The 25,582-nt window shown below is 33.9% G+C and carries 19 protein-coding genes and 1 tRNA gene; 6 read left to right on the top strand and 14 right to left on the bottom strand.

Features of this window, described 5'->3' with window-relative positions:
* Window positions 1–67 precede the first annotated feature (67 nt).
* Entirely contained in the window at window positions 68–6,373 is a 6,306-nt protein-coding gene (locus DK508_RS15305) for an immunoglobulin-like domain-containing protein (protein ID WP_160114735.1), read from the top strand.
* The gene (locus DK508_RS15300; protein ID WP_109301664.1) at window positions 6,370–7,065 is read left to right on the top strand and encodes a hypothetical protein; all 696 of its coding nucleotides are present in this window, start codon (window positions 6,370–6,372) and stop codon (window positions 7,063–7,065) included. Before DK508_RS15305 ends, DK508_RS15300 begins: the two co-directional genes overlap by 4 nt.
* A gap of 54 nt (window positions 7,066–7,119) precedes the next feature.
* Here the strand turns inward: DK508_RS15300 and DK508_RS15295 are convergent, their stop codons facing one another.
* From DK508_RS15295 to serS, 8 genes are all read right to left on the bottom strand, one after another.
* Complete coding sequence (locus DK508_RS15295) at window positions 7,120–8,205, bottom strand: Gfo/Idh/MocA family protein (protein ID WP_109301663.1); 1,086 nt, start codon at window positions 8,203–8,205, stop codon at window positions 7,120–7,122.
* An 86-nt stretch (window positions 8,206–8,291) separates the two neighbouring features.
* Window positions 8,292–8,657, bottom strand: coding sequence for a cupin domain-containing protein (locus DK508_RS15290; RefSeq protein ID WP_109301662.1), 366 nt, complete (start codon window positions 8,655–8,657; stop codon window positions 8,292–8,294).
* A gap of 14 nt (window positions 8,658–8,671) precedes the next feature.
* Complete coding sequence (locus DK508_RS15285; RefSeq protein WP_109301661.1) at window positions 8,672–9,067, bottom strand: thioesterase family protein; 396 nt, start codon at window positions 9,065–9,067, stop codon at window positions 8,672–8,674.
* An 84-nt stretch (window positions 9,068–9,151) separates the two neighbouring features.
* Window positions 9,152–10,501 carry a magnesium transporter gene (gene mgtE / locus DK508_RS15280; RefSeq protein WP_109301660.1) on the bottom strand — a complete coding sequence of 450 codons (1,350 nt, stop codon included), beginning with the start codon at window positions 10,499–10,501 and terminating at the stop codon, window positions 9,152–9,154.
* An 86-nt stretch (window positions 10,502–10,587) separates the two neighbouring features.
* Window positions 10,588–11,451 (bottom strand): 16S rRNA (adenine(1518)-N(6)/adenine(1519)-N(6))-dimethyltransferase RsmA, encoded by an 864-nt coding sequence (gene rsmA / locus DK508_RS15275; protein ID WP_109301659.1) that lies wholly within the window; start codon window positions 11,449–11,451, stop codon window positions 10,588–10,590.
* Entirely contained in the window at window positions 11,444–11,755 is a 312-nt protein-coding gene (locus DK508_RS15270; RefSeq protein WP_109301658.1) for a DUF4286 family protein, read from the bottom strand. The genes rsmA and DK508_RS15270 overlap by 8 nt, the downstream gene beginning before the upstream one ends.
* Window positions 11,756–11,823: 68 nt before the next feature.
* On the bottom strand, window positions 11,824–13,611 hold the full coding sequence (locus tag DK508_RS15265; protein ID WP_109301657.1) for a tetratricopeptide repeat protein: 1,788 nt from the start codon (window positions 13,609–13,611) through the stop codon (window positions 11,824–11,826).
* Window positions 13,612–13,669: 58 nt separating this feature from the next.
* Window positions 13,670–14,941, bottom strand: coding sequence for a serine--tRNA ligase (gene serS / locus DK508_RS15260; RefSeq protein ID WP_109301656.1), 1,272 nt, complete (start codon window positions 14,939–14,941; stop codon window positions 13,670–13,672).
* A gap of 681 nt (window positions 14,942–15,622) precedes the next feature.
* Between serS and DK508_RS15250 the strand changes: the two genes are divergently transcribed.
* Both DK508_RS15250 and DK508_RS15245 read left to right on the top strand, forming a co-directional pair.
* Complete coding sequence (locus DK508_RS15250; protein ID WP_160114734.1) at window positions 15,623–15,805, top strand: hypothetical protein; 183 nt, start codon at window positions 15,623–15,625, stop codon at window positions 15,803–15,805.
* 202 nt (window positions 15,806–16,007) lie between these two features.
* On the top strand, window positions 16,008–17,261 hold the full coding sequence (locus tag DK508_RS15245) for a tRNA modification GTPase (RefSeq protein WP_109301653.1): 1,254 nt from the start codon (window positions 16,008–16,010) through the stop codon (window positions 17,259–17,261).
* 127 nt (window positions 17,262–17,388) lie between these two features.
* Here DK508_RS15245 and DK508_RS15240 read toward each other — a convergent pair whose 3' ends face one another.
* Window positions 17,389–19,530: an Ig-like domain-containing protein gene (locus tag DK508_RS15240; RefSeq protein WP_109301652.1), complete on the bottom strand. Its 2,142-nt coding sequence runs from the start codon at window positions 19,528–19,530 to the stop codon at window positions 17,389–17,391.
* 333 nt (window positions 19,531–19,863) lie between these two features.
* On the opposite strand from DK508_RS15240, the gene DK508_RS15235 reads away from it, so the two are divergent.
* A complete protein-coding gene (locus DK508_RS15235; RefSeq protein WP_109301651.1) occupies window positions 19,864–20,451 on the top strand; it encodes a M23 family metallopeptidase in 588 nt (195 codons plus the stop codon).
* 25 nt (window positions 20,452–20,476) lie between these two features.
* Here the strand turns inward: DK508_RS15235 and DK508_RS15230 are convergent, their stop codons facing one another.
* The 5 genes from DK508_RS15230 to DK508_RS15210 all read right to left on the bottom strand — a co-directional run bounded on the left by DK508_RS15230 (window position 20,477) and on the right by DK508_RS15210 (window position 25,129).
* Window positions 20,477–21,808 carry an HTTM domain-containing protein gene (locus DK508_RS15230; RefSeq protein WP_109301650.1) on the bottom strand — a complete coding sequence of 444 codons (1,332 nt, stop codon included), beginning with the start codon at window positions 21,806–21,808 and terminating at the stop codon, window positions 20,477–20,479.
* The gene (locus tag DK508_RS15225) at window positions 21,805–22,737 is read right to left on the bottom strand and encodes a bifunctional riboflavin kinase/FAD synthetase (protein ID WP_109301649.1); all 933 of its coding nucleotides are present in this window, start codon (window positions 22,735–22,737) and stop codon (window positions 21,805–21,807) included. The genes DK508_RS15230 and DK508_RS15225 overlap by 4 nt, the downstream gene beginning before the upstream one ends.
* Window positions 22,738–22,788: 51 nt before the next feature.
* Entirely contained in the window at window positions 22,789–23,415 is a 627-nt protein-coding gene (gene pth, locus DK508_RS15220; protein ID WP_109301648.1) for an aminoacyl-tRNA hydrolase, read from the bottom strand.
* A gap of 113 nt (window positions 23,416–23,528) precedes the next feature.
* Complete coding sequence (locus tag DK508_RS15215) at window positions 23,529–24,164, bottom strand: 50S ribosomal protein L25/general stress protein Ctc (protein ID WP_109301647.1); 636 nt, start codon at window positions 24,162–24,164, stop codon at window positions 23,529–23,531.
* A gap of 23 nt (window positions 24,165–24,187) precedes the next feature.
* Complete coding sequence (locus tag DK508_RS15210; RefSeq protein ID WP_109301646.1) at window positions 24,188–25,129, bottom strand: ribose-phosphate pyrophosphokinase; 942 nt, start codon at window positions 25,127–25,129, stop codon at window positions 24,188–24,190.
* Window positions 25,130–25,285: 156 nt separating this feature from the next.
* Here DK508_RS15210 and DK508_RS15205 point away from each other — a divergent pair.
* Window positions 25,286–25,367: transfer RNA gene (locus DK508_RS15205), tRNA-Leu, on the top strand.
* Window positions 25,368–25,582: the final 215 nt, after the last annotated feature.

The following is a 25,582-nucleotide window of genomic DNA, read 5'->3' as shown; positions in this document are numbered from 1 at the left end:
CGCTAAGAACATCTCAAAATCAACCATATAGATTATCATTGCAATGATTTCTAATAAACCCCTTAATATGAAAATAAGACCACTTCTTTTTAGCATAATGCTATTTTCTTTTATTGGTAAAATAAATGCACAATTGTATATTACTACATGTGCATCATCAGTAAGTATTCAAGCTGGAGATAATTGTCAGGGAGTTGTTCCTGATTTAACAGATCAAATTGTAGTATTTCAACCAGCGCCTTTTCCTCTTTCAATAGGTCAAAATCCAGCACCTGGTACTTTGGTAGATGCTGGTAAAGTAGCGATAACATTTTCAGCTTCAAGTTCTATGGGAATTGATAGCTGTACAGCAATTTTAACAGTATTAGATAATCCGACTACTTGTCCACGTACCAATATACCAGATGATAATTTTGAAGCAGCATTGAGTGCGTATGATGATATACCTAATGATAATCAAGTACCTACAGTAAATATAAAATTTCTTACATCGATTGATGTTTCTAATAATGCAATAACAGATCTTACAGGTATTGAGGATTTTGAAAATATAGAAGAGCTAACAATTAACAATAATGCTATTTCTAATCTTAATCTTAGTGCTAATACAAAACTTAAGAAACTTGTTGCAAGTTCTAACACGTTGACTACTATAGATGTTAGTGCATCTCCATTACTAGAAGAATTAATAGTGGATGATAACCAATTAACCAATTTGGATATTAGTGCCAATACTACTTTAAAAACAGTGTCTGTTAATGATAATCAATTAACAAGCTTGAATGTTAGTAATAATATGGATCTGCTAATCATAAATGCAAATAATAATGATATAACTAGTATAGACGTAAGCACAAATACCAGCCTTGAAATTTTAAACCTTGCTCAAAATGATTTAACCAATGCTTCAGATCTTGTTTTGGGAACCAATACCAATTTTAGTGATCTGGATGTGAGTGGCAATAATTTGGAAGGTTTGAATCTAAGTGGTGTTACCGGAATAAATGAATTAGTCTGCGGTAATAATAATCTAACCGATATTGATGTAAACGGGTTTCTTCTTTTAGAAGTTCTCTATGCAGAGAATAACAATTTAACTCAGCTTAGTGTTTCAACCAACCCCGTATTAGGTCGTCTAAGAGTTAATAATAATGATTTAAGTTTTTTAAACATTAAGAACGGAAATAACATCAATCTTGTAGAGTTTAATTCATCCAATAACACTAATCTAAGTTGTATTCAGGTAGATAATGCTACCGATGCATATGCCGGATTAGGAAACTATGCAGGATGGCAAATAGATGGTGCTACTTCTGCCTATGCCGATCAGTGTCTTACCTATGTGCCCGATGATAATTTTGAACAAGCATTGATAGATGCAGGATATGATACAACTGGTTTAGATAATTTTGTGCCTACGGCCAATATTGCAGGTGTAGAAAGAATGAATGGGGGTACTGGCGGGCAGTTGTATAATAAAGGAATTATGGATCTTACTGGGATCGAAGATTTCGCGTCATTGATACAACTATCATGTTTTGGAAATCCATTAACCAGTATAGATCTAAGTGGGAATACCGCATTAGAGATTTTACAATTATCAGGTTCTCAATTAACCAATTTAGATCTTAATGCTAATACAAAATTGCTTAATTTATTCGTTTCAGACACTCAATTATCAAGTATCAATCTTAGCGCCAATACTGTGATGACTCGTTTGTCTATTGCCAATGGTAGTTCATTATCAAGTATCGATCTAAGCTCGAATACAGCGATAACAAGTATATCTATTTCCAATAGCCCATTAGGAACCATAGATCTTAGTGCAAATACTGCACTGGAAAATTTATCCCTTAATAATACACAATTAACAGGCTTAAATTTAACGACCAATACATTATTAGATAGCCTGAATTGTGATGATAATCTATTAACGAGTTTGGATCTTAGTGCAAATACACTTTTAGAAGATTTGTATTGCTACAATAATCAGTTAGCTACATTAGATGTAAGTGCAAATATTGTTTTAGAAGAGTTAGGCTTCGAGTCTAATCAAATAGCCAATATTGATCTGAGTGCCAATACTGCTCTTGCTTATATATATGCTAATGACAATGTACTTACAACTTTAGATTTGAGTGCGAACCCTTTGCTAGAGGAGTTAGAGGCCAATAATAACCAACTTACGTTTCTTAATGCTAAAAATGGCGAGAATACTAGTAATTTGGGATACGTCACTATTACGGGTAACCCAAATCTAAGTTGTATCGAGGTTGATGATGTTACAGCTGCAAATGCAGGAACCGGTAATTATGGTAGTTGGGATAAAGATGCTACAGCTTCGTATTCAGAATCTTGCAGGACTTATGTGCCCGATGATAATTTTGAACAAGAATTAATCATTTTAGGATACGACTCTGGTGCTTTGGATGATTACGTACCAACCGCAAACATTGCAGGATTAACAGAATTATGGGTGCGTTATGATAATATAGTTGATCTTACCGGGATTCAGGATTTTGTATCGTTAACCAAATTAACTTGTAGTAATAATGATATTACAAACCTTGATCTTAGTAATAATAAGGCATTAACAGAATTAGCCTGTAGCGACAACCCATTAGGGACATTAGATCTTAGTGCGAATACATTGCTAACTAGAGTAGAGGCTTGGCGTACAGAATTAACCAGTATTAATCTTACTGGGCTTACACAATTATCTAATTTGACAGTTAGTGAAAATCTATTTACAACTATAGATTTTAGCGCAAATACAGGGCTTACAGTATTGAACGTTTCAGAAAACAATGCGCTCACCAGTTTAAATGTAAGTAACAATACAGAATTACTAAGTTTAAATGCTCGTGATTGCCAATTAAGTAGTTTAGACTTAAGTAATAATGCAAAAATAAAATTTGTTAATATTAGGGATAATCTATTTTCAACAATAGAAGTAAGTGCCAATACAGTATTAGAAAGTTTGAACGTTGATGAGAATCAATTAACAAGGATTGATCTTAGCGCCAATACGGCCTTAAGACTTTTATGGTGTGATGATAACCAATTGACTAGCTTAGATGTAACGGATAATATCAATCTTATTAGATTGGAATGTGAAAACAACAAACTAACTTCTCTTAATTTAAAAAATGGAAACAATACAAAAATAAGCAGGCTTCGAACTAGATCTAATTTAGATTTGAATTGTATAGAAGTTGATGATCCTGCAGCGGCTACAGCCGGTACAGGTAACTATGGAGGTTGGCTCAAAGATGGTAGTACTGCCTATGCAGATGGATGTGTGCCCTTCACGCATGTTCCTGATGATAATTTTGAGCAAGCATTAATTGACTTAATGTTGGATGATGTGTTAGATAATTTTGTAGTAACTGCTAATATTATAGGAGTAACTACTCTGGATCTAAATACCAAAACCATTGTAGATCTTACAGGTATCGAAGATTTTGCTGCGTTAACCACCCTTAATGTAAACGACAATCAACTCACCCGATTAGATCTGAAACAGAATACAGTTTTAACATCTATTCAGGCCAATAATAATCAACTACAATTCTTTTCTGTCAAGAATGGTAATAATGCAAATGTTACTACATTCTCGGCAACAGGAAATGCGGATTTAGTATGTATTGAAGTCGATGATGAAACAGCAGGGTATCTATCTACTTGGCAAAAAGATACGACAGCTTCATTTGGTACAACTTGTACCGCTTGTGTGGTTGATGGTACCAGTATTGCTTCACAAGCCGAATTTGACCATTTTGTTGCGTTATTAGGTACGTGTAATACAGTAAACGGAAATCTAACCATCAGAAATACCAATGATATTACAGATTTATCGGGGTTATCTGGTATTGAAGTCATTAATGGTAAATTACTCATATTTGATAATGAGTCAATCACAGATTTGAGCGGATTAGAAAACTTAACAACGGTAACAGAGGGTATCAATGTATCTCGTAATGATATGCTAAGTGATATTTCTGCTCTTTCAGGAATTACAAATCCAATTACGAGTCTTTCTTTTTCTGATAATATTGCATTAACCGATATCACCGCAGTCCTTGATTTTACAGTTACAGAATTAATATATATTAACGGCCAAACATTGACGCATGCATTGACATTCCCAAATGTTACTACGTTAACAGGGAGCAATACTTTCAATAGTTCAGGTCCGGGATCTGTTAATTTCACTGAAGTAATCACTACTTCAATCAGTTTTCCTAACCTTACTACTATTGAGAATTTCTTTACCTTAAGAGACGTAGCTATAAATACAATATCCTTTCCTTTATTAACAAGTGTTGGAAGAACATTTAGAATTGATGGCGCAGAGAATACTACTACGTTTAATTTTGATGTATTACAAACCGTGGGTGGTTTTACTTTATGGGAAACTAATCTAACGGATCTTTCTTTATTTGCTAGCTTAACATCATTAGGAACTTTTATATCTATTGATGATAATCCAAATCTAATAAGTTTAGATGCGTTAAATAACGTAGCTTCAACTTCTGGTGTATTTCTCTACATTAGAAATAATGCTTCATTACGCAATTTGGATGGGTTAGCATTTGTTTCTGGTATTAATGAAATTATTTCGATCGAAAATAATGGATTATTAACTAATATTGATGCGCTACAAGCAGTTACTTCTGTTAGCCGTTTTCTAATAGAAGGCAATGTGCAACTTACTAATGTTAATGGATTGCGTAATCTTTCTGCAACTACCGAAACCGGAACGGCTTCATACCAACAATCTACAATATCTGGTAATGCTATGATGTCATTAAATCTTACTAGTTTGAGAACAGTTGCAAACCAACTGAATATCGTAGAAACTGGGGTTGCCAATTTTTGTGGATTATATAGTTATGTAGCCGATGGAGATGGTCAAACTACTCTTAACCTTACAGGAAGTACTTTTACTATAACGGATATCTTAAATTGTGAAAATGTAGCACCTGTGATTACTTTACTTGGTGATAACCCGCAAATAATAGGTATAGGAACAGGTTATGTAGAACTAGGAGCCACTACCGATGATGGTAGTGATGTGGTCATTGATGTTACTGATTTTATAGATGCTCTCGGAAGTTACACAATTACCTATAATGCCACCAATGCTTCAGGGATGGCTTCTGCTACCGAAGTAACCAGAACGGTTACAGTTGCTGATATTACCGCACCCGTAATTACTTTAAATGGAGCTAATCCACAAGTAATTGAATTGGGATCTGGTTATATCGAGTTAGGCGCCACTACCGATGATGGTAGTGCTGTTGTGATCGATGCATCAGGGGTAAATGTAAATGTAGTTGGGGATTATAATGTAACCTATAATGCCACCGATGCTTCAGGTAATATGGCAGACCAAGTTACGCGAAGAGTAGATGTTGTAGATACCACTGCACCGGTGATTACTTTGATAGGCGATAATCCACAAACGATCGAATTAGGAACTGGTTATACAGAATTAGGAGCTACTGTGGATGACGGAAGTGATATCATTATCGATAACACTGATTTTGTAGATGCAGTAGGCAGTTATACGATATATTACGATGCTACAGATGCATCAGGAAATGTCGCTACTCAAGTTACCAGAACGGTGAATGTGGTTGATAACTGCCCACTGGTGAATTTACCACCCAATAATTTTACAATTACAAGCTTTAGTGAAACCTGCGTAAACAAGGATAATGGTTCTATTGCGATTAGTACGATAACTGATTTGAATTATCAAACCACTATTAATGGAGAGGATTACAGTTTTACATCATCTTTAGAGGTGGGTGATTTACCTCCGGGTACTTATCCAGTGTGCATAGGATTAGCAGATTTTACAAATTGTGAACAGTGTTTTGAGGTTGTTATTGAAGAGGCAACAAGTTTATCAGGTCAAACTATGGTATCTGCCGATACGGGAAAAACAAGAGTAGATGTGGATATCACTACAGGAACTGCTCCATATACAGTATTAATCAATAATGAAAAGATAGGAGAGTATACGACAAATAACTTCTCTTTGGCAGTAGTACATGGTGATCTTGTAGAGGTGTTTTCTAGCTTGGATTGCGAAGGAAAATTATCTGCTCGAGTAGATGTTTTTGATGAGGTTAGGATCGCACCCAACCCGACCAGAGGTGATGTTATTATCACATTACCAAATATAGAATTGAAAGATGTTGTTATCGATATTCATACTGCTGTAGGAATCCGAATATCTTCAAAGATATATAATTTTACTTCGGGGATGATCACATTACCGTTTGAGGAATTACCAACAGGGATCTATTTTATAACCATCAATCAAGGTACTCCAGTAACTTTTAAAATTGTAAGACAATGAGAAATTTGAAACTATATATTGGTGTAGTAGGTATACTATTATTGTTTTCATGTAGTGGAGATGATAATGGAGGTAATCCTTTTTTTTCTGCTAATGGTACTCCCGACATCCCAGGTTTGATTTTCCCGACTAATAATTTGGTATGTACTAATTTCAATTTAGAATTTGATTGGAATACGGTTATCGATATTGATGGGGATACGGTAAGTTATGTGATTGATATTGCGACGGATAGTAATTTTGCTGTTGTCGTATTTACAGCTACCACTACGGCTACCAAAAGAACATTTACCTTAGAAAAGGGTATCACGTATTATTGGCGTGTAAAGGCAAGAGATAGTGGGGGTAATGAGAGTGGATATTCCACTACACAATCTTTTTTCACAGAGCCCGAAGCGGAGACTAATACGATCCCCACAGCACCACAACTCATAAGCCCGATGCAAGGAGAACGCATATCGGGTTCGACAATCACTTTAGATTGGAATGCTACAGATAGTGAAGACGATGCACTATCGTATGACCTGTACTTAGGGGATACCAATCCTCCAGTCTTGTTTTCTGATAACATCAATGTATCTACATTAGATGTTACAGTATCCCCTGGTACGGTATATTATTGGCGAGTAGTGGTCAAAGACACACAACAGAGTGCTGCTATTGGTCAGGTATGGAATTTTAAAACAGAGTGACTTAAGAATCTTACATCATAATGTATAAACCACGCTATTTTGCGTGGTTTTTTATTAAAGATTAATTAATTGACCAGTTTTAGCAGATTTATAAATTGCTTCTACAATTTTAATATCCTTCATGCCCTCTTCGCCAGGAACCATAACGGGTGTATTATTTAGAATAGCCAACGAATCGTCATCCATTTGCTGGGCTTGCTGGCTTTTAATATAGGTGTTTAAGAGTTTACCGTCACTAGTTTTACCTTGCACACCAGCATACATCGAAAACGGTGCTAATGTATACCATCCGTTTTCACAATCCACATACAATTCATGCATTGATATACCTACGCTGGTTTTGCCATGTGCTATTGCACCAGAAGGAAATGCCAAAGTAAAATGTGTGGTTTCGTCGGTTTCTGTAAATATTTTAGGGCGTGTAGTCATTTGAGTAGCGGATACTGAGATAGGTTCTTCGCCAGTAGCATATCTAGCAGCATTGAGGGCATAAACTCCCAAATCATACATGGTACCTCCACCTAATTTAGAATTCAATCTCCAGGTTTTTGCTGGATTACGAACATTATAACCTATTTCGGCTCTCACGGTATTAATTTTTCCATAAGGTTTGGTATTTGCCCAGGCAATTACCTGTTTGGTATTAGGTTCATGTTGCATGCGATATCCTATAGATAATTTAACCTTGTTTTTGGCACAAGCAGCAATAATAGATTGGCATTCAGACTCGGTTTTTGCCATAGGTTTTTCACACCAAACATGTTTTCCTGTGTTTGCAGCTTCAATAGCATATTTTGCATGTAATCCTGTAGGAACTACAATATAAATTACATCAATGTCCGGATTATTTGCAATTCGATGCATCGTATCGTAGCTATACACATTTTTATCCGCGATACGATAGTTTTTTTGCCATTTGGGTATTTTATGAGGACTACCAGTAACAATACCAGTTAATTTACAATGTTTTGTGAATTGTAAGGCAGGAGCTAGTACAGTAGCACTATATTGACCCAATCCCACCAAACATACGCCCAATTGTTTTTGAGAGTAATTAGGATATAAATCAGCATACGGAAACAAACTATAGCCTAGTAAAAGACTACTATTTTTTATAAAGTTTCTTCTATTGAGTTTCATATCTGAAGATTTTGCTGTGATTGCCTTAAGATACGTCTTATTGAAGTATAGTTATGTTGCCGCTTTGTTAAATAGTAACCTTGCTGTTATAGTTCAATATATTTGGCAACAGTACGATCACTTTCTACTTCACCAGTGTGTTTTGTACTTGCTTTTTCGAAAAGCAACACGTGCACTTCTTCACCATTTTTGGTAGATGGACAATGTTCTACTCCTTTAGGAACGACGATCAATTCGCCAGCAGCAATTTCTACAGTTTTATCCCTAAATTTCATGATTAATGTACCTTTGATTACTTGAAACAATTCATCTTCATCATCATGCTTATGCCAGATAAAATCTCCACTTAATTTGGCAAGATATACTTGGTTATCATCTACCATAGCTATACGATGTGGGTGCCATTGCTTATCAAACTTAGATAGCTTGTCTTTAATATTAATTGCTTCCATAAAAGTTTCCAATTTTAAACGAACAAGTTACTTATTTCATCTGTTATGCGTAGAGGTCTTAACGTTTCTTTATACAGTAAACACCACATTGTTTTTGCCGAGACTAAGATTTTTTGTGTGGATTTATGAATGATTTTAGTGTGCCTTTCACTTTTTGCTCCTTTATGGTGATCAATCCAGGTTTTTACTATGATTTGGTCATGCTCAAAAGCAGGTTGGTGATATTCGATATAATGGTTAAGTACAACCCAAACATATGTATTTCGGATAGAGTCATTTGTTTTGGATTCCCAATGCTTTTTGGCTACTTCTTGTACCCATTGCAAATACACCACATTATTTACATGGTTCATATCATCAATTGCAGATTTAGGAACCGTAATTTGATATTCGAAAATTTCAGAATTCATATATACAAATGAAGATTAAAGATAGTAGGTTAAAAATAAGTATTACTTCTAAAAAAAAGGAATATTTCTAACGAGGATTATTGTCTAAAATCCTAAAATGACTTTAGCGATATAGAAGAATAAGAAAATTCCAAAAATATCATTACTTGTAGTAATAAAAGGGCCGGTAGCAATAGCAGGATCAATACCTCTTTTGTTAAGAATAATAGGGACAAAAGTACCGATAAGAGCAGCAACAATTATGACACATAGCATAGATAATGCAATGGTTAAACTAAAATCCATTGCCATATTGGTAATCATTCCAAAAAGAATAACCAAAACACCAAGCGTTACTCCACTTATAAGACTCAAACTTACCTCTTTCAGTAATCGACTTAAAAGACTTCCTTTTACCACATCATTAGCCAAACCTTGCACAATGATTGCCGAAGACTGTACACCTACGTTTCCTGCCATAGCTGCAATAAGGGGTGTAAAGAAAAATAATTCTTTGTATTTGGCTAGAGCATCCTCAAAGCCTTCCATAATAAATACACTGCCAAGTCCTCCAAATAGACCCAAAATTAACCATGGTAATCTTGCTTTTGTTAATTCCCAAACACTATCATCTGCCTCAACATCTTGAGAAATACCAGCTGCTAATTGATAATCTTTTTCTGCTTCATCTTTAATGAAATCTACAATATCATCAATGGTAACTCGACCAACCAAAACACCGTCATGATCTATTACAGGAATGGCTTCGAGATCATATTTTTGCATAATACGTGCTACTTCCTCACCCTCTGTATCAACTTCTACATAATCTACTTTTGGAATATAAACATCACTAATATACGCTTTGGTAGGTGCAGTCAATAAGTCCTTTAAAGATAATCGGCCTTTTAATTTATTTTCTTTGTCTACCACATATATAGAATGAACCCGAGTAACGTTTTTCGCTTGTCTGCGCATCTCACGTACGCAGCCAGCGATGGTCCACGTTTCTTTTACCTGCACCAATTCTTTTGCCATTAAACCTCCTGCAGTGTCTTCGTCATACGCAAGGAGTTCTTTAATATCTTCGGCGTGTTTCTCATCTTCAATTTCGGCAATTACCTCTTCGGCTAGTTCATCTGGTAGTTCAGAAACGACATCGGCTGCATCATCTGTATCCATTTCTTCTAACTCTTCGGCAATTTCTTTTACCGAAAGGTTTTCAAGAATACGTTCACGAAAATCTTCTTCAAGCTCCATAAGTGCTTCAGAAGTCTTTTCACTATCCAATAATTTAATTAGGTAAGTGGCTTCAGTTAAATTAAGTTCATCTAGAATTTCTGCGACATCAGCAAAGTGGATTTCATTGAGCATATCACGCAACTGGTTGTCACCTTCTATTTCTATAAGATGCTTAACCTGTACTATAAGTTCGCCGGTAACCTGAAATTGCATACCTTGATTGTTTTGTGGACTATTTTACAAACGCTCACAAAGATAACCAAAGAATTTAATTGGGCTTTATCACTGCGTTAAATGATCTACGATTGTGATTTTTGAATAAGTAAAGTAAGATCGATAAATTGATCTACCGATAATTGCTCGGGTCTTTTGTTTAAAATTTCCAACACTTTAATATCATCTGTGAGTTGTAATGTTTTTAAACTATTTCGAAGTGTTTTTCGGCGTTGTCCAAAAGCAGTTTTTACCACAGTAAAAAATAACTTTTCTTTACAAGGCAAAGTGTAATTTTCTTTTCGAATCAGTCGTAACACGCCACTATCTACTTTGGGAGGTGGGTTAAATACATCTGGTGAAACAGAAAACAAATATTCAGCGTTATAAAAAGCTTGAGTGAGCACTGAAAGAATACCATAGGCTTTGCTTCCTTCTTTTTCGCAAATACGTTTAGCTACTTCTTTTTGAAACATGCCCGTAAATTCAGGAATACGATCCCTGTTTTCAATAGTTTTAAAAACAATTTGCGATGATATGTTATATGGAAAATTACCAGTAATGGCAAACTGCTCTTCTGTAAACAAAGTGCTTAAGTCGAACTTTAAAAAATCGGCTTCTAGAACTTTAAAAGATTTACTTTTTCGTAAAGCTTCATTATGCTCTAATTGAAAATTATTGTTCAAATATGCGATCGATTCACTGTCTAAATCCATAGCAACAATATCCAAATCTTTTTCTAATATATACTTTGTAAGAACACCCATGCCAGGGCCTATTTCGATAACATTTTTATATCCTTCAAGAGAGAGTGTATCACCTATTTTTTTAGCAACATTTTCATCTTTCAAAAAATGTTGTCCAAGGTGCTTTTTAGCTTTTACAGCCGTTTTTTCATTTTTTTGAACGTAATCAGAAGTACTCTTTTTATAAGCTTTATGTTTACCCATGTTCGCTCATGATTTCTAGTTCGGTCCTGAAAGCTACAAATTTGCCAGCAAAACGATTACTTTCTGCTCTAAGACGAGTAGCATCTTCATCGTAGTATTTTTGTAAAGTTGCTTTACTATTTGTTGTATATTGAACAGAGTATGTAATTCCACCCATGTCTTCTTCAACCATAACTTTGCTCATGAGTGCTTTACTAAATTTTCCGGTAGCTAACATATCAGGAATATGTTTGGTTTGCATCCAATTGATCCATTCGTCCTGAATCGTTTCTTCTATATTTATCGTTACGTTATAAATGTACATATAAGATCACTAGATATTAAGAGGGCAAAGGTAGTAAACTTGAGAGCGACACGTAACTTACTAAAGATTTAATTTATAGCATCACCTCTAAGTGTCCTGTATTTTTTTCTTGCTTCTACGAAGTAAATACTATCGGCATGATTAAAAATGATTTTTTCGTATAACTCTTTTGCCTTTTCAGGTTCTCCTAATTCGTTTACATAAAGATCTGCCAACCAATAATAAGCATCATCAACCAAAATATCATTACCATAAAATTCGATAATTTTGAGATAATTTACTTTAGCTTTTTCAAACTGCTTTTCTTTTTCGAATAATTTAGCTTGACCTAAAAAAGCTTCATCTTCAATTTTTTCACCTTTGTGTTCGGTCAAAATAGTTTCATACATGGCAATGGCCTCTTGATTTTTGTTCTGAAAAGCTAGTAAATCTGCTTTGGCATATATTTTAAGTGCCGTTTGTGTAGAGTCTTCTAATGAATTATCGCTAATAATAAGACTTAACTCCATAGCGTCATTAGCAATAAGTTGCGAAGTAGATGATTTTAAAACATCAAGTTGAGTTTGAGCCCATGAAAAATCACCTTTATAATAACTAGTTTTTGCTACTTTAAATCGCGCATCTTGCGCCAAGAAATTATTTTTTAAAGCATTTTGAACTTGGGTGTAATAAATTAATGCTTGATTAAATTTTTGATCGAGCACTAGAATATCTGCAATTTTCATTTTAACTCTCGAGGACTGAAATCTCGATAAGGGTTCACGATCTACCAAATCTTTTAAAAAATTAATAGCTTCTCGTTTATTATCCTGGTTAAAAGCTAAAAAATGAGCATAATCTATTTGCAAACCAATTGTTGTACGAGATTTGCCGTATTCTTCGAACACTGTATTATATTGATCTACAATAGTTTTATATTCTTTTTTATCTCCTTTATCTACTTTTGCTTTTAAAATTATTTTGTGAGCAGTAAGTTTCATATCCTTAGAGGCAGGAGTGTCGAGAATATAATTAAGAATCTCGGTCGCCGATTTGATATCTTTTTTAGAAATGGCTATTCTAGCTAGGTCGATAATACCTTGAGGACCTTCTTCTTTACGCTTGTATATTGCTTTTTCTTGTACAAATGCTTTTTTGAAATCTTTTTGTTGCACAAAAAGCCAGCTTAACATCTCGTTATATAAGATGTCGGGATTTTGTTGTAGTTTTTTAATGAGTAATTTTCTAAAAATAACATTAGCTTCATTAGAAGGATCTTCAATAATATAATCGCTAAAATTGCGCTGTACAATGTTAATATAATTGGGTTGCAATTTTAATAAAGATAAGTAGCTGGAAAACATTTTTTCAAGATTACCTTGTTCTCCATAAATTTTGGCCAGTTGCACATTAAAATTTGCCCTTGGATTATCTTCCATTCCTTTTTCATAAATCAGAGCAGCTTCATCCAAAAGACTATATTTTTCAAAAGTTTGAGCTAGAGAATAAGCATGATTTACATCATTATCGTTGTAGGAATCTATAGCTTTATCATAATATATTCTGGCCTGATCTGTTTTTCCTTGTACATCAAAATGATGGCCTAATTCTACCAAAAGTTGTGCGTTATTAGGTACTTGAGATATTCTTGTTTTAAGAATATTCTCGGCCTCTTCAAAATGTTCTAACTGTTGGTGAGATTCTACTAACCCTAGAAGATAATTAATTCTATTGGGGTTTTTGGCAAATAATTTCTGATAGATGGATAAAGCTTTTTCATATTGCCCCTGCTGCATATAGTTTTTTGCTAACTGTTCGGACTGTCCAAAAGTCGAAAAAGTTAGAAATAGAACTATAAAGAAAAAGACAAAGCGCATTTTGCAGGTTTTTTTGTAAATATAGCAAAATGCACTTTAGTTATATGTTATGGATACCTTAATCTATATATTCAAATCCGCAATAAGGGATTAATACATCTGGTATTTTGATTCCTTGTGGAGTTTGATAGTTTTCTAAGATCCCGGCAAGTACTCTAGGTAATGCCAAAGAACTCCCGTTAAGGGTGTGTGCTAACTGATTTTTACCATTACTATCTTTAAATCGAAGTTTTAATCGATTAGCTTGATACGATTCAAAATTAGAAACAGAACTAATTTCTAACCAACGATCTTGCGCAGTAGAGAATACTTCAAAATCGTAAGTTAGGGCAGAAGTAAATCCAATATCACCCCCGCAAAGTCGTAAAACACGATATGGTAATTTGAGTTCTCTAAGAATATCTTTTATGTGTGTTACCATACCATCAAGAGCTTTATAAGAGTTCTCTGGTTTTTCAATACGTACAATTTCAACTTTATCAAATTGATGAAGTCTGTTTAATCCTCGTACATGTGCTCCATATGAACCAGCTTCTCTTCTAAAACAAGGAGTATATCCAGTACAACAAATAGGAAGGTCTTTTTCTTGTAAAAGTTCACCTCTAAACATATTGGTCACAGGTACTTCTGCAGTTGGAATTAGATAAAGATCATCGCCAGTAACGTGATACATTTGACCTTCTTTATCGGGTAATTGTCCAGTACCATATCCAGATGCTTCGTTAACCAAATGTGGTACCTGGTATTCTTTATAACCTGCATCCGTGTTTTTATCTAGAAAATAACTAATTAATGCACGTTGTAATCTTGCACCTTTTCCTTTATATACCGGAAAACCAGCACCAGTAATTTTTACACCCAATTCAAAATCAATGATATCGTATTTTTTTGCAAGTTCCCAATGCGGTAAAGCACCATCTTCGAGCTTTGGGATATCTCCTTCTTTAAATATCTCTTCATTATCCTCATCACTTTGGCCATTAGGTACAGAGTCATGAGGCACGTTAGGAATAGTATATAAAAGCTCTACAAGCTCTTGTTGTATTTCTGATAGTGTAGTAGATAATTCTTTTGATACTTCTTTGAGTTGTGCCGTTTTTTCTTTTAATAGATTGGCTTTTTGTTGTTCTCCATTTTTGAACAACATTCCAATTTCTTTAGAAAATGTATTAGAATCTGCAAGCGTATTATCTAATTTTGCTTGAGTAGCACGTCTAGCTTCATCCAGCTCAACTACTTTATCCAGAACGGATGCGCCATCAAAATTACGTTTTGCTAGAGCTTTAATGTACTCCTCTTTATGAGCTATGATTTGTGGTACTAATAACATGATGTCTTTTTTTGGCGATTGCCGGGCTATTCGTTATATCCCTAAAAACGAGTTTAGGGGATGTCACTGCTATCCCTATCGCAATGAAGCAGCAAATTTAAATAAAAGTGTGGTTTTTATAGGATTAAAATTAAGAGATAATTGCATTTATTTTATAAGCAAAGAAGAGATCATAATTTTCTTGGTACTTATAAATTCTAAGAATGGAATATAGATTCTTTGTTAAGATCGTTTTTTAGGTCCATAAAACTACAATTGTTATAGAGGTGTAAAAATTTTCAACTACTATTTTCATTGCTGTTAGTAGGTCTTTTTTGAGTGGGTAATATTCATAAATGTTACCCTCTTCTTCTTGTAAGAAGGCAAATCATGCTATTTATTTGTAACTATTAGGTCGGTGAAAATAAATTAAGAATCAAATCATTGGGTTGAGTTAAAAGATCACTTGATAGCTCTAGTTTGTAATTTTAAAGTAAAATGTTTGCAGTTTATCCAAAAAATTTATCTGTACTCATAATTATAACGCATATGTAAGTAGAATTTAATCAAAAACAAGAGCAGAATTAGAATAATTTACTGGTAACCGATGTAGTTGTTTTTTGCATAAATATTTTGACACAAACCTTGAGTGTCATTAAAATGTTCAAGGATTTTAATCTATTACTAATAATCATTAATACTATGAAGAAATCAATGTTAAACTTAGGAAGGGCTTTGAGCAAAGTACAACAAAAACAAATTTCAGGAGGTGCTGGAGAAGTGTTTAGAACACCCTGTTTAGCCGAGGAACATGGTGGTAAATGCTGCTATACAATTGAATCACACATAGGAGATCATTGGGTTAAAGAAAAAGTTTGTATTTAATTTATAAGGTATAGTTGAGTGAAATAAGCGGTCACCTAGGGGTAGGTGGCTGTTTATTTTTTGTACAGTGATAGGTAACAATATCGGTATACAGGTAACCTATTAATAATATTATTCATCAGTTTCAAAAAGTGAAACTGAAACATATTAATATTGTATAAAAATCAGCAACTGTTTAAAAAATTAAATTCAAAAATTTTAAATGAAAACAAAAGTAATAATAGGATTAATTACCATTTTAAGTATACCTGGGTATGCCCAAATCAATTTTGAAAAAGGATATTTTATTAATAATGCTGGGGCAAAAACTGAATGCCTGATTAAAAACTTGGATTGGAAAGATAATCCAACAAAACTCACCTATAAACTAACTGCTGATGGTGAAGAACTTAGTACAGTAATAAGTATGGTGAAGGAGTTTGCTATTGAAAGTGTTTCTAAATATGTTAGGGCTACTGTGAAGATGGATAGATCATCAGAACAAATAGAACGACTTTCAGGAGATAAGAATCCAGTATTTAAGGAAGAAACTTTGTTTTTAAAATTATTGGTCGAAGGAAAAGCTAATTTGTACCATTATGAAGAAGGAAATTTAAGAAGACTTTTCTACCAAGTAAATCAAGGAGAAATTAAACAATTGGTGTATAAGAAATATAAGTCTATAGAGAGATATCAAAACCGTAATATAGAAGCGATATCCACAAATAACCACTATAAACAACAAATCTGGACTGATGTGCGATGTGATGAGATGACCGTAAAAGATGCAGAAAAAGCAGAATATCGAAGAAATAGTTTGATGAAATATTTTATTATATATAACAAATGTATAGATCCTAATTTCGAGATGACTACAAAAAGTCCTGAAAAAGATATTTTTAATTTAACTATCAGACCGGGAATACGGCTTTCTTCATTTTCTACAGATAACAGCGTAAATGATTTAAGAGATATTGATTTTGGAGCAAAAGCAAATGCAAGTTTAGGGGTAGAATTAGAATATATATTACCATTTAATCACGGAAAATGGTCTGTGCTTTTAGAACCTACATATCAATCGTATACGTCTGAAAAATTTATTAATTATTTTCAATCATCCTTATTAACAATTGAAACTAATGTAACTGCAAAGTATACGTCAATCGAAATCCCTTTCGGGATACGTCATTATTTTATTCTAAATCAAGAATCAAAATTATTCATAGATGGGGGCTTAGTGATTACCGATATTGCTCTTAACTCCGGAATTGATTTTGAAGACGACCGGGGAAGGGATCTGGATATTGAAAGCGGTCAAACAGGAAATAATTTCTTTTTAGGCTTTGGCTATAAATATAAGAATACATATAGTGTACAAGCAAGGTATGGTTTTGCTAAAGAATTACTAGGTCCTTTTGCTTCTTGGTCGTCTGATTATAGTTCGGCGTCAATAGTATTTGGGTATAGTATACTCTAAATGGGTTAGTATAACTGTATATAAAAAAGCTTCCAATTTATGGAAGCTTTTTTGTTTAAAAAATGCTTTTTATTTCAGTGTTACCTTAATACAAAAAGTCTTTATTTAGATTTTAATTTGAAAAACTCTAGAAAAAGAAATCGGTAAGTAAAAATTGCCCAAGACTGGTTTTGTATATAGAATCCACATAGTCAGATTCCTGGTAGTAGTTCTTTTTGTATCGTATTATTTGATTTACATATTCTTCATATGATAATATACCTTGATATGCAGTCAGCTCTACTTGACTTACTTCTAAAGTGTTAGATTTTAGGAAGTTATAGAAATTTAGATGAGCCAATTCTTCAGGAAGATCGGGTAAAATGACTTCGGATGTTTTTTGACTATCGTATACCAATGTCCAGCTATATTCGGTCGGAATAGTATTGGAATTTCTGAGCCAAGCTCTTCCTAGAGTATGACCGTCTCCACTTTTGGTCAGGTTCAAATTATTATTGACAAGATTATAATCAATAGTCCAGTTTGGTCGTTCATATGTAGCAAGAGGAGGGCCTTCTCTTTCAGTAGTATAATCACCAAAACTTATTCTGTGTCTATATTTACTAAAAGAATTTATTAAAGGATATCCAACAGGATTTCCTGTAAAATTATTGATATTATAATTCCTATAAATTTCGTGAAACTCATTATTATTGAAATCTTCCTGAGTTTCGAAACCGAAGATTCTAAGAAGAACATCTTTATTCGAATTTGTAATTAAGGTTTTAAATTCGACATTGGTCGTCCCAAAATCAGAGAATTTCAAAACAAAATCATTAGCTAATGGAGTATTAACTTTAAGATATTTATATGAAGCGCCATTGGCATCTGGAAAATCGTAATAGTACCAATAAATATCACCCAAAGTAACGCCTTGAGTAATTTCAAAACTAGATGTCTGGCTTAACTTATTTCCAAAATGATCTTTCCCCTCGGTCCTAACTATTGAGGATTCTGGGAACCCTATATTATTAAATTCTTGAGATATCACACCTACAGATCTATCTAAATCGGATATAGTGATTGTTTCTGGTAGGACTCTAGTTAGGTTTTGAATCGTAGAAATTCTACTAGAAGTTCTGCTATCAACCGTATTCTCATGACTATAAAAAGTAATCATAAATTCATCTGAGGTATTGAATTCTCCGGGAGCATACAAAACAGTTTGATTTGTTCCTCTCTCTATTTGCTGTGCAGAAATTGTAGTTCCATCGGGATTAGATGCAAAAATCCAAAATTCACTAGTGTATTGATTAATGAAATTAGTTGGATGTTCTAGTCGTAATAATGCCCTCAAAACTTTTGAAGTAATTATTTTCTCTGTTTGGTTACCAAGATTGTCAATAGCAACAAATTTAAAGACCCCTGGACCAACATTATATATTTCAGGATCAAAATCAAAATCAAAATTAGAGATATTTTCAAAAAGTTTGATTTGCTGATCATTAAATAAAATTTCTAGAGAAACAACTTCAGAATGGATATCTGTAATTTCAGGCTTAAAGTTTAAAATTTTATCGATGATTTGATCTTCAACTAGATTACTCACTTCAATTTGAGGTCCAGTATTATCCGCAACAAAGTTTTGAATAACAGTCGAAACGTTCCCTGTGTCATCCGTAGCAACGATCTTAATTTCATTATTTCCATCCTCTAATGCGTTAGTTTTTATAATTACTTCGTAGTCTTCATTAGTGATTTCGGCTATAGAAACACTGTTAATAAGTACGGCTACAGTATTTATTCCTGCATCATCAGTAACATCAAAAGTAAGTGTATTTTCATCACCACCAAGTATAGTATTGTTTTCTATAGAAAGATTAGTAATTGATGGCATTGTATTATCAATAAATATATTACTCTCTTTTGAAGCTGTATTACCAGCAGCATCTGAAGCAGTAACTTTTAAAATGTGCTCTCCTGTTTCAAAAGATGATACATCTGCAGTAAGTTCAAAAGGAGCCGTTGTATCCTCAGCTATCTTTTGATTATCAATAAATAATTCGATTTTGAATACGCCTACATCATCACTAGCATTTGCCTTAACTTGAATTGTATTGCTTATTCGAATTACTGTGTTGTCATCTCCAGCTACATCATTAAGAGTTAATGTAATGTTTGCAGGAGGAGTGGTATCTGGTGGTAATGCATCATCGCTACCACAAGAATTAAGTATGCTTAGTAGAACTATAAAAAGAACACTGGCTATACGATTACGATTTTTTTTCATTGCTTTTTAATATTAGTTATTTGATTTAATAAAAAACAAGTGTTCTTATGTTTTGCTAGAATTATGTTTCATTAGCTTAATTTTTTGCAACTAATAGCCTATTGTTTGTTTTTGAACAAACAATCAAACTCTGGTAAAACGTTTAGATTTACACTTAATTAAAATAGGGTGGGTAGCATGATTAATATGACTATATTAATCGAATACAATGTTACTAAAAATTAATCTAAAAAAAAGCCTTTGTGAAATTTTCTGTTTTAAAATATTCCCCAATGCACAACTTACTTTTTGTGTTGGAACAGTAGAGGTTGATTATTCGTATATTTAGATCATATGATTACGAATACGACGAAACGTTTTTTAGTCTCATTGTTTACTTTTATGGGTGGTTTGTACAGAGATAGACAAACTAGAAAGTTCACACTTGTTCCTCTTATCATTATTGTGATTGGTTTTGCATTACCCCAAAAAATGATTATCCCGGTAAGAGGTGCTACTATTGCAGATTGGGATGATAATTCGTTTTGGGCATATCCTTGGGGCAGTTCAATCACTCATAAGGGGATCGATATATTTAAACAAAAAGGGACTGATGTAATATCTTCTACATACGGAATTGTATGCTACACCTATGAAGGAGGAAAAGGAGGTAAAAGCGTTATGGTACTGGGTCCAAAATGGCGATTTCATTATTATGCACATCTTAATCAAATCGATGCGTTTCCGTTACAACCTGTAAAACCTGGCACCTCATTAGGTACAGTAGGTAATACAGGTAATGCCATAAACACACCTTCGCATTTGCATTATGCTATAACTACGCCTTTTCCGTATTGGTGGTTGCGTGATCCCAATGTAATACAGGGTAATCGAAAAATGTTCTACCTAGATCCAGATACATGGTTAAGAGAAGGGAAATAAGTAAAAAAGGAATAATAATTATGTTCTATTCTTCTTTTTCTTCTGCGTATTTTATAATCCAAGGATTAGTTGCAAAATAGTTCCAGGGTGTACTTGCCAAATCCACTTCTGGATCAATAAACGTTTTTCGTTTTTTTCCATTTATAGAGACACGACTTTTAACAAATACAGCAATATCCTTTCCTTCTGCAGCGGCTTCTTTTTTTAAGTATTGCGCAAACTGCCACATGGCGTCAGGTTTGCCAGAAACTAATCGAAGTTGCTTTCGCGATAAATATGTATTCTTGTCGATATATTCTTGTTTGGCATTAGGGTCGTTTTTGTCCAGAACATAAAAATTTGTTGTCCCAGAACGACCTCTAAGCATCATGCGCCAGCTCATTCTATGCCCTTCTTCTGTCCATAAGACATCTCCAGGGATAAGCCAATGACGTGATGGTAACGCGATTTGAATAACGAACCAAACCAAGGCAATAGGAATTAGTATTTTTTTGTACGATGGGATTATTATTTCGTGGGCGTTATAGAACTCTTTCTTTTTCATGAAAATACGATGAATACGTTCTTTCGAAAAGAAAAACACGGTAAAGGCTAATGATAAATAAGGAAATATCCCAATTTGAAAAACAATAGAATTAAATAAATGAAAGAAGATACTGATACAAAAAGCTGCTAGTCTGGTTTTTCTCCATAAAAGAAGCGGTACAATTAATAAGTCAAATAAAATACCAAAATATGTAATACTTACATGAGTCCAGTGACCTTGTAAAAGATCGCCAACAATAGGATAATGCGCCCTACCTGCCATCAAGTTTTTAGCAACTGTGTAATCTAACCAATCGGGGTAAAACTTTGCCACCGAGGCATAGGTATATACGATCCATAATTGTGTTATTATGACCAATACACACCACCGAGGCATTGATACTTTTTTCAGCGCTGGATTTTGTTTTACATCTATAGAAAAGTAATTACCTGCTGGTAATGTACTCATCATGATACAAAGCAATAATAATAAATAGTAATGATTGTTATATGAAGCTTTTTGCATAAAATATACTCCTGCCCACATGATTGTATAGGCAATCATACTCCATCGATACTTAAAACCGACCATAACTAATAAACCAAATATGCCCATTATGGCAAAATAGAAATACATGCCATTACCTGGTAGCGGCTGTAAAAAATCTAAACCAATAAAATTGAAGGTGAATTTTGGTTCTACTAGGGTTCGGGTTATCCATCCTGTAAAGATGGCTCCGATAGCTTCTGCGGCAATTAGAAAACCAAAGAAAACCCTGAAAATAATAAGAGCACTGTTGTCGATATGTGTGAATAACCAACGATTAATCATACCAATGAATTTATGTATTCTCGAGAAAAATCTTCATCATTTTGCATGGCCTCTTGTAATTGATCTACAGAGTCAAACTTTTTTTCATCTCTAATACGTTTAAGCATTTCGATTTGTATTTTTTTGTCGTATAGATTAAAAGAAGCATCAAAAAAATGTGTCTCAATACTTTGTTGTGTGCCATTTACAGTTGGATTGGTGCCTATATTCATCATTCCAAAGTACAATTTATTATCTATTTTTGCTTGCACGACATACACTCCTTTCTTCGGGATTAACTTATAATCTTCGGCAATATGTAAATTGGCGGTAGGATAATTAAGCTTGCGCCCAAGTTCTTTGCCTTTTATTACTTTTCCTGTAAGCATAAAGTTGTATCCCAAATACATATTAGCTCTGCTAATATCACCTTCTAATAATGCTTGGCGAATTTTGGTAGAACTAATAGCAACATCATCAATGTCTTGTTTAGATATTTCTTCTACTGTAAAATCGTTTTGGATTCCATAAGAAGCCAAATCTGTGATATTAGAATTGCGATTACGGCCAAAGCGATGGTCATATCCAATAATTACATGTCTAATATTAAGGCAGTCCAAAAGCATTTGTTGTACATATTCTCCTGCAGTAAGACGTGAAAATTCTTTTGTAAAAGGATGAATAACAAGACTGTCTAAACCAGTATTTTTGAGAATTTGAATCCGCTCATCAATCGTATTAATGAGTTTTATGTTAGAATCTTGTTGTAAGACCATTCTAGGGTGAGGAAAGAAGGTGAGAACTACCGAGTTTAAACCATTTCTTTTTGCACTTTCTATAAGTCGTTCGATTATTTTTTTGTGGCCAATGTGTACACCATCAAAAGTGCCTATAGTAACTACAGTTGGTGTATTATTATCGTATGTGTTGGCACTATTATATAGTTTCAAGAAGTAAAGTTTTTGTAGTATAAAATTACGGAAATGTTGGGATACATTTCTTTATTTTCCGTTAAAGGTGTTCATTGTATTTGTAAGACCTGCTGTTGCGAAGGATTTAATTAGGGCAATTCCCTTTTCTAATCGTTCGGGCATAGCAGCTTCTTCTTCGGCATTCCATTCTCCAAGTACGTAATCTACTTGTCTCCCTTTGCTAAACTCTGCTCCAACTCCAAATCTAAATCGTGAATATTTCGATGTGTTTAATTGAGCTTCGATATCTTTTAGTCCATTATGACCGCCCGCACTGCCTTTTGCTTTTACACGTATTGTTCCAAAAGTAAGGTTGATATCATCGGTAATTACTAATAGGTTTTCTAAAGGTACCTTTTCTTTTTCTAACCAATAACGAACTGCTTTACCGCTAAGATTCATGTAGGTGTTTGGCTTTAATAGAATTAGAGTTCTTCCCTTAAATTTATATGTAGTTATATCTCCTAGTTTTTTAGTTTCGAATGTAAGGTCTTCCTCTTTGGTTAATGCATCTAGAATTTTAAAACCAATATTATGTCGGGTATCGTGATACTTAGGGCCTATATTACCCAAACCAGTAACCAGAAATTTTTTCATAGGATTTTCTTGATTTTCTTCTTCTCGTTTTAAGAATAATTTTTTGAAGAAAGATAACATATCATTTTTGTTTTTGCGAGAACGTCATAGAGATCTCACAATTTGTGTAAAAATAAAAAAAGCATCCTGAAATAGAATCAGAATGCTTTTTATACTTTATAAATCTATAAGATTTAAGCTTCGGCAGCTGGAGTTTCAGCTCCTTCACCTTCAGCAGTTGCTGCAGCTCCTTCTTCTTCTTCGTCCTCTTCTTCTTCAACAGCCACACGAGAAGTTTTAACCATACAAACTACAGTATTCTCTGGGTGTAGGATAGTAAAATCATCACTAGCGATATCAGTAACAGATAATTTGTTTCCGATTTTAAGCTGTGTGATATCTCCTTCGATTACGTCTGGTAATTTAGAAGCAAGACCTTTTACTTTGATACGTCTTAGGTTAAAACGTAATACACCACCATTACGAACACCACGAGAACTTCCTACTGTTCTGAAAGGAATCTCCATAGTGATTGGTTTATTGTCAAAAATCTCAACAAAATCAATATGAATAATTTTGTCTGTTACAGGATGAAATTGAATGTCCTGTAAGATTGCATTGATTTTTGTGCCATTATCCAACGCAATTACCACGGTATGAACGTCTGGAGTGTACACTAAGTTTTTAAAAGCAATTTCTGGCGCTGCAAAGTGTACAATAGTGTCTCCACCATAAATAACACAAGGTACCTGTCCAGCATTACGTAAGGCTTTTGTTGCTTTCTTGCCTACGCTTTCTCTTTGAGATGCATTGATTGTTAATGATTTCATTTTAAAATTTATTTATTATTAATTTACATTATAAATTTAGAACTGATAGACTCGTTGTGATGCACTCTATGCATAACATCCGCAAATAAATCTGCACAGCTTACCACTCTAATTTTATCACTTTTTTGTCGTAACGGAATAGAATCTGTTACGATCAATTCTTCTAATTTTGAATTTGCTAATTTTTCATAAGCAGTTCCAGAAAGAATAGGGTGTGTACAGATTGCTCTAACACTTTTTGCACCTCTTTCGATCATAAGATCTGCTGCTTTGGTTAATGTTCCTGCGGTATCTACCATGTCATCTACAAGCACTACATTTTTACCGGTTACATCTCCAATTAATTCCATATGAGAAATTACATTAGCCTTTGCTCGTTGTTTATAACAGATAACAACATCGCTTTTTAATGCTTTAGAATAGGCATAGGCTCTTTTAGAACCACCCATATCCGGAGAAGCTATCGTTAAATCACTAAGATTTAGTGATTGTAAGTATGGCAAGAAAATGGTAGAGGCAAACAAATGATCAACGGGTTTTTCAAAAAACCCTTGAATCTGATCTGCATGCAGATCCATAGTTATTATCCTTGTTGCTCCAGCCGTTTCCAACATTTTTGCAATTAATTTTGCAGCTATAGGAACTCTTGGTTTGTCTTTTCTGTCCTGGCGAGCCCAACCGTAATACGGTAATACAGCTGTAATATGTCTAGCTGAAGCTCTTTTGGCAGCATCCAACATTAATAACATTTCCATAAGATGATCAGAGTTTGGATGTGTAGATCCAATAATAAATACACGTGATCCTCTTACAGACTCTTCGAAAGATGGTTGAAACTCACCGTCACTATACGTAGAGGTAATTACGTTACCTAATTTTGCCCCGTAGGCTGCTACTATTTTTTCTGCAAGTATTGTACTTTGATTACACGCGAAAAACTTTGCTTCTGTAACTGCGGTCGACATAGGGTAAATTGTTGTATTGTAATGAGTTAAAACTGAATTTCGAAAAACAAGGTGCAAATTTAAAAATTTATTTCAACTAAGACTCGTATTTTATCACTTATTTGCTAGCAGAGAATAAATATTTTTTTAATTTTGCCGTCCAATTCATTCATAAATGCTCAAGTGGCGGAATTGGTAGACGCGCTGGATTCAAAATCCAGTTCTTTCGGGAGTGTGGGTTCGATTCCCACCTTGAGTACTAAAAACCTCTACAAACAATTGTTTGTAGAGGTTTTTTATTTGACATTTTTGAATACTTCGAATAAAAATAATGGTTTATAGTTTGTAATCTTCGAGTAAGATTAAAATCAATTTTAGTACTACATAGAAAAATTAAAACTGCCTTTTGTCGTCATTATTCGATTTTGAATAATTTACCGTTGTTAATCCGTATCATTATTGAGGTTTTAGAGT

It is taken from the genome of Aquimarina sp. AU474 (genome assembly GCF_900312815.1).
In the GTDB taxonomy this organism is placed as follows: Bacteria; Bacteroidota; Bacteroidia; order Flavobacteriales; family Flavobacteriaceae; genus Aquimarina.
Note: the sequence above shows the minus strand (reverse complement) of the source record. Positions and strands in the feature narration are given on the sequence as shown.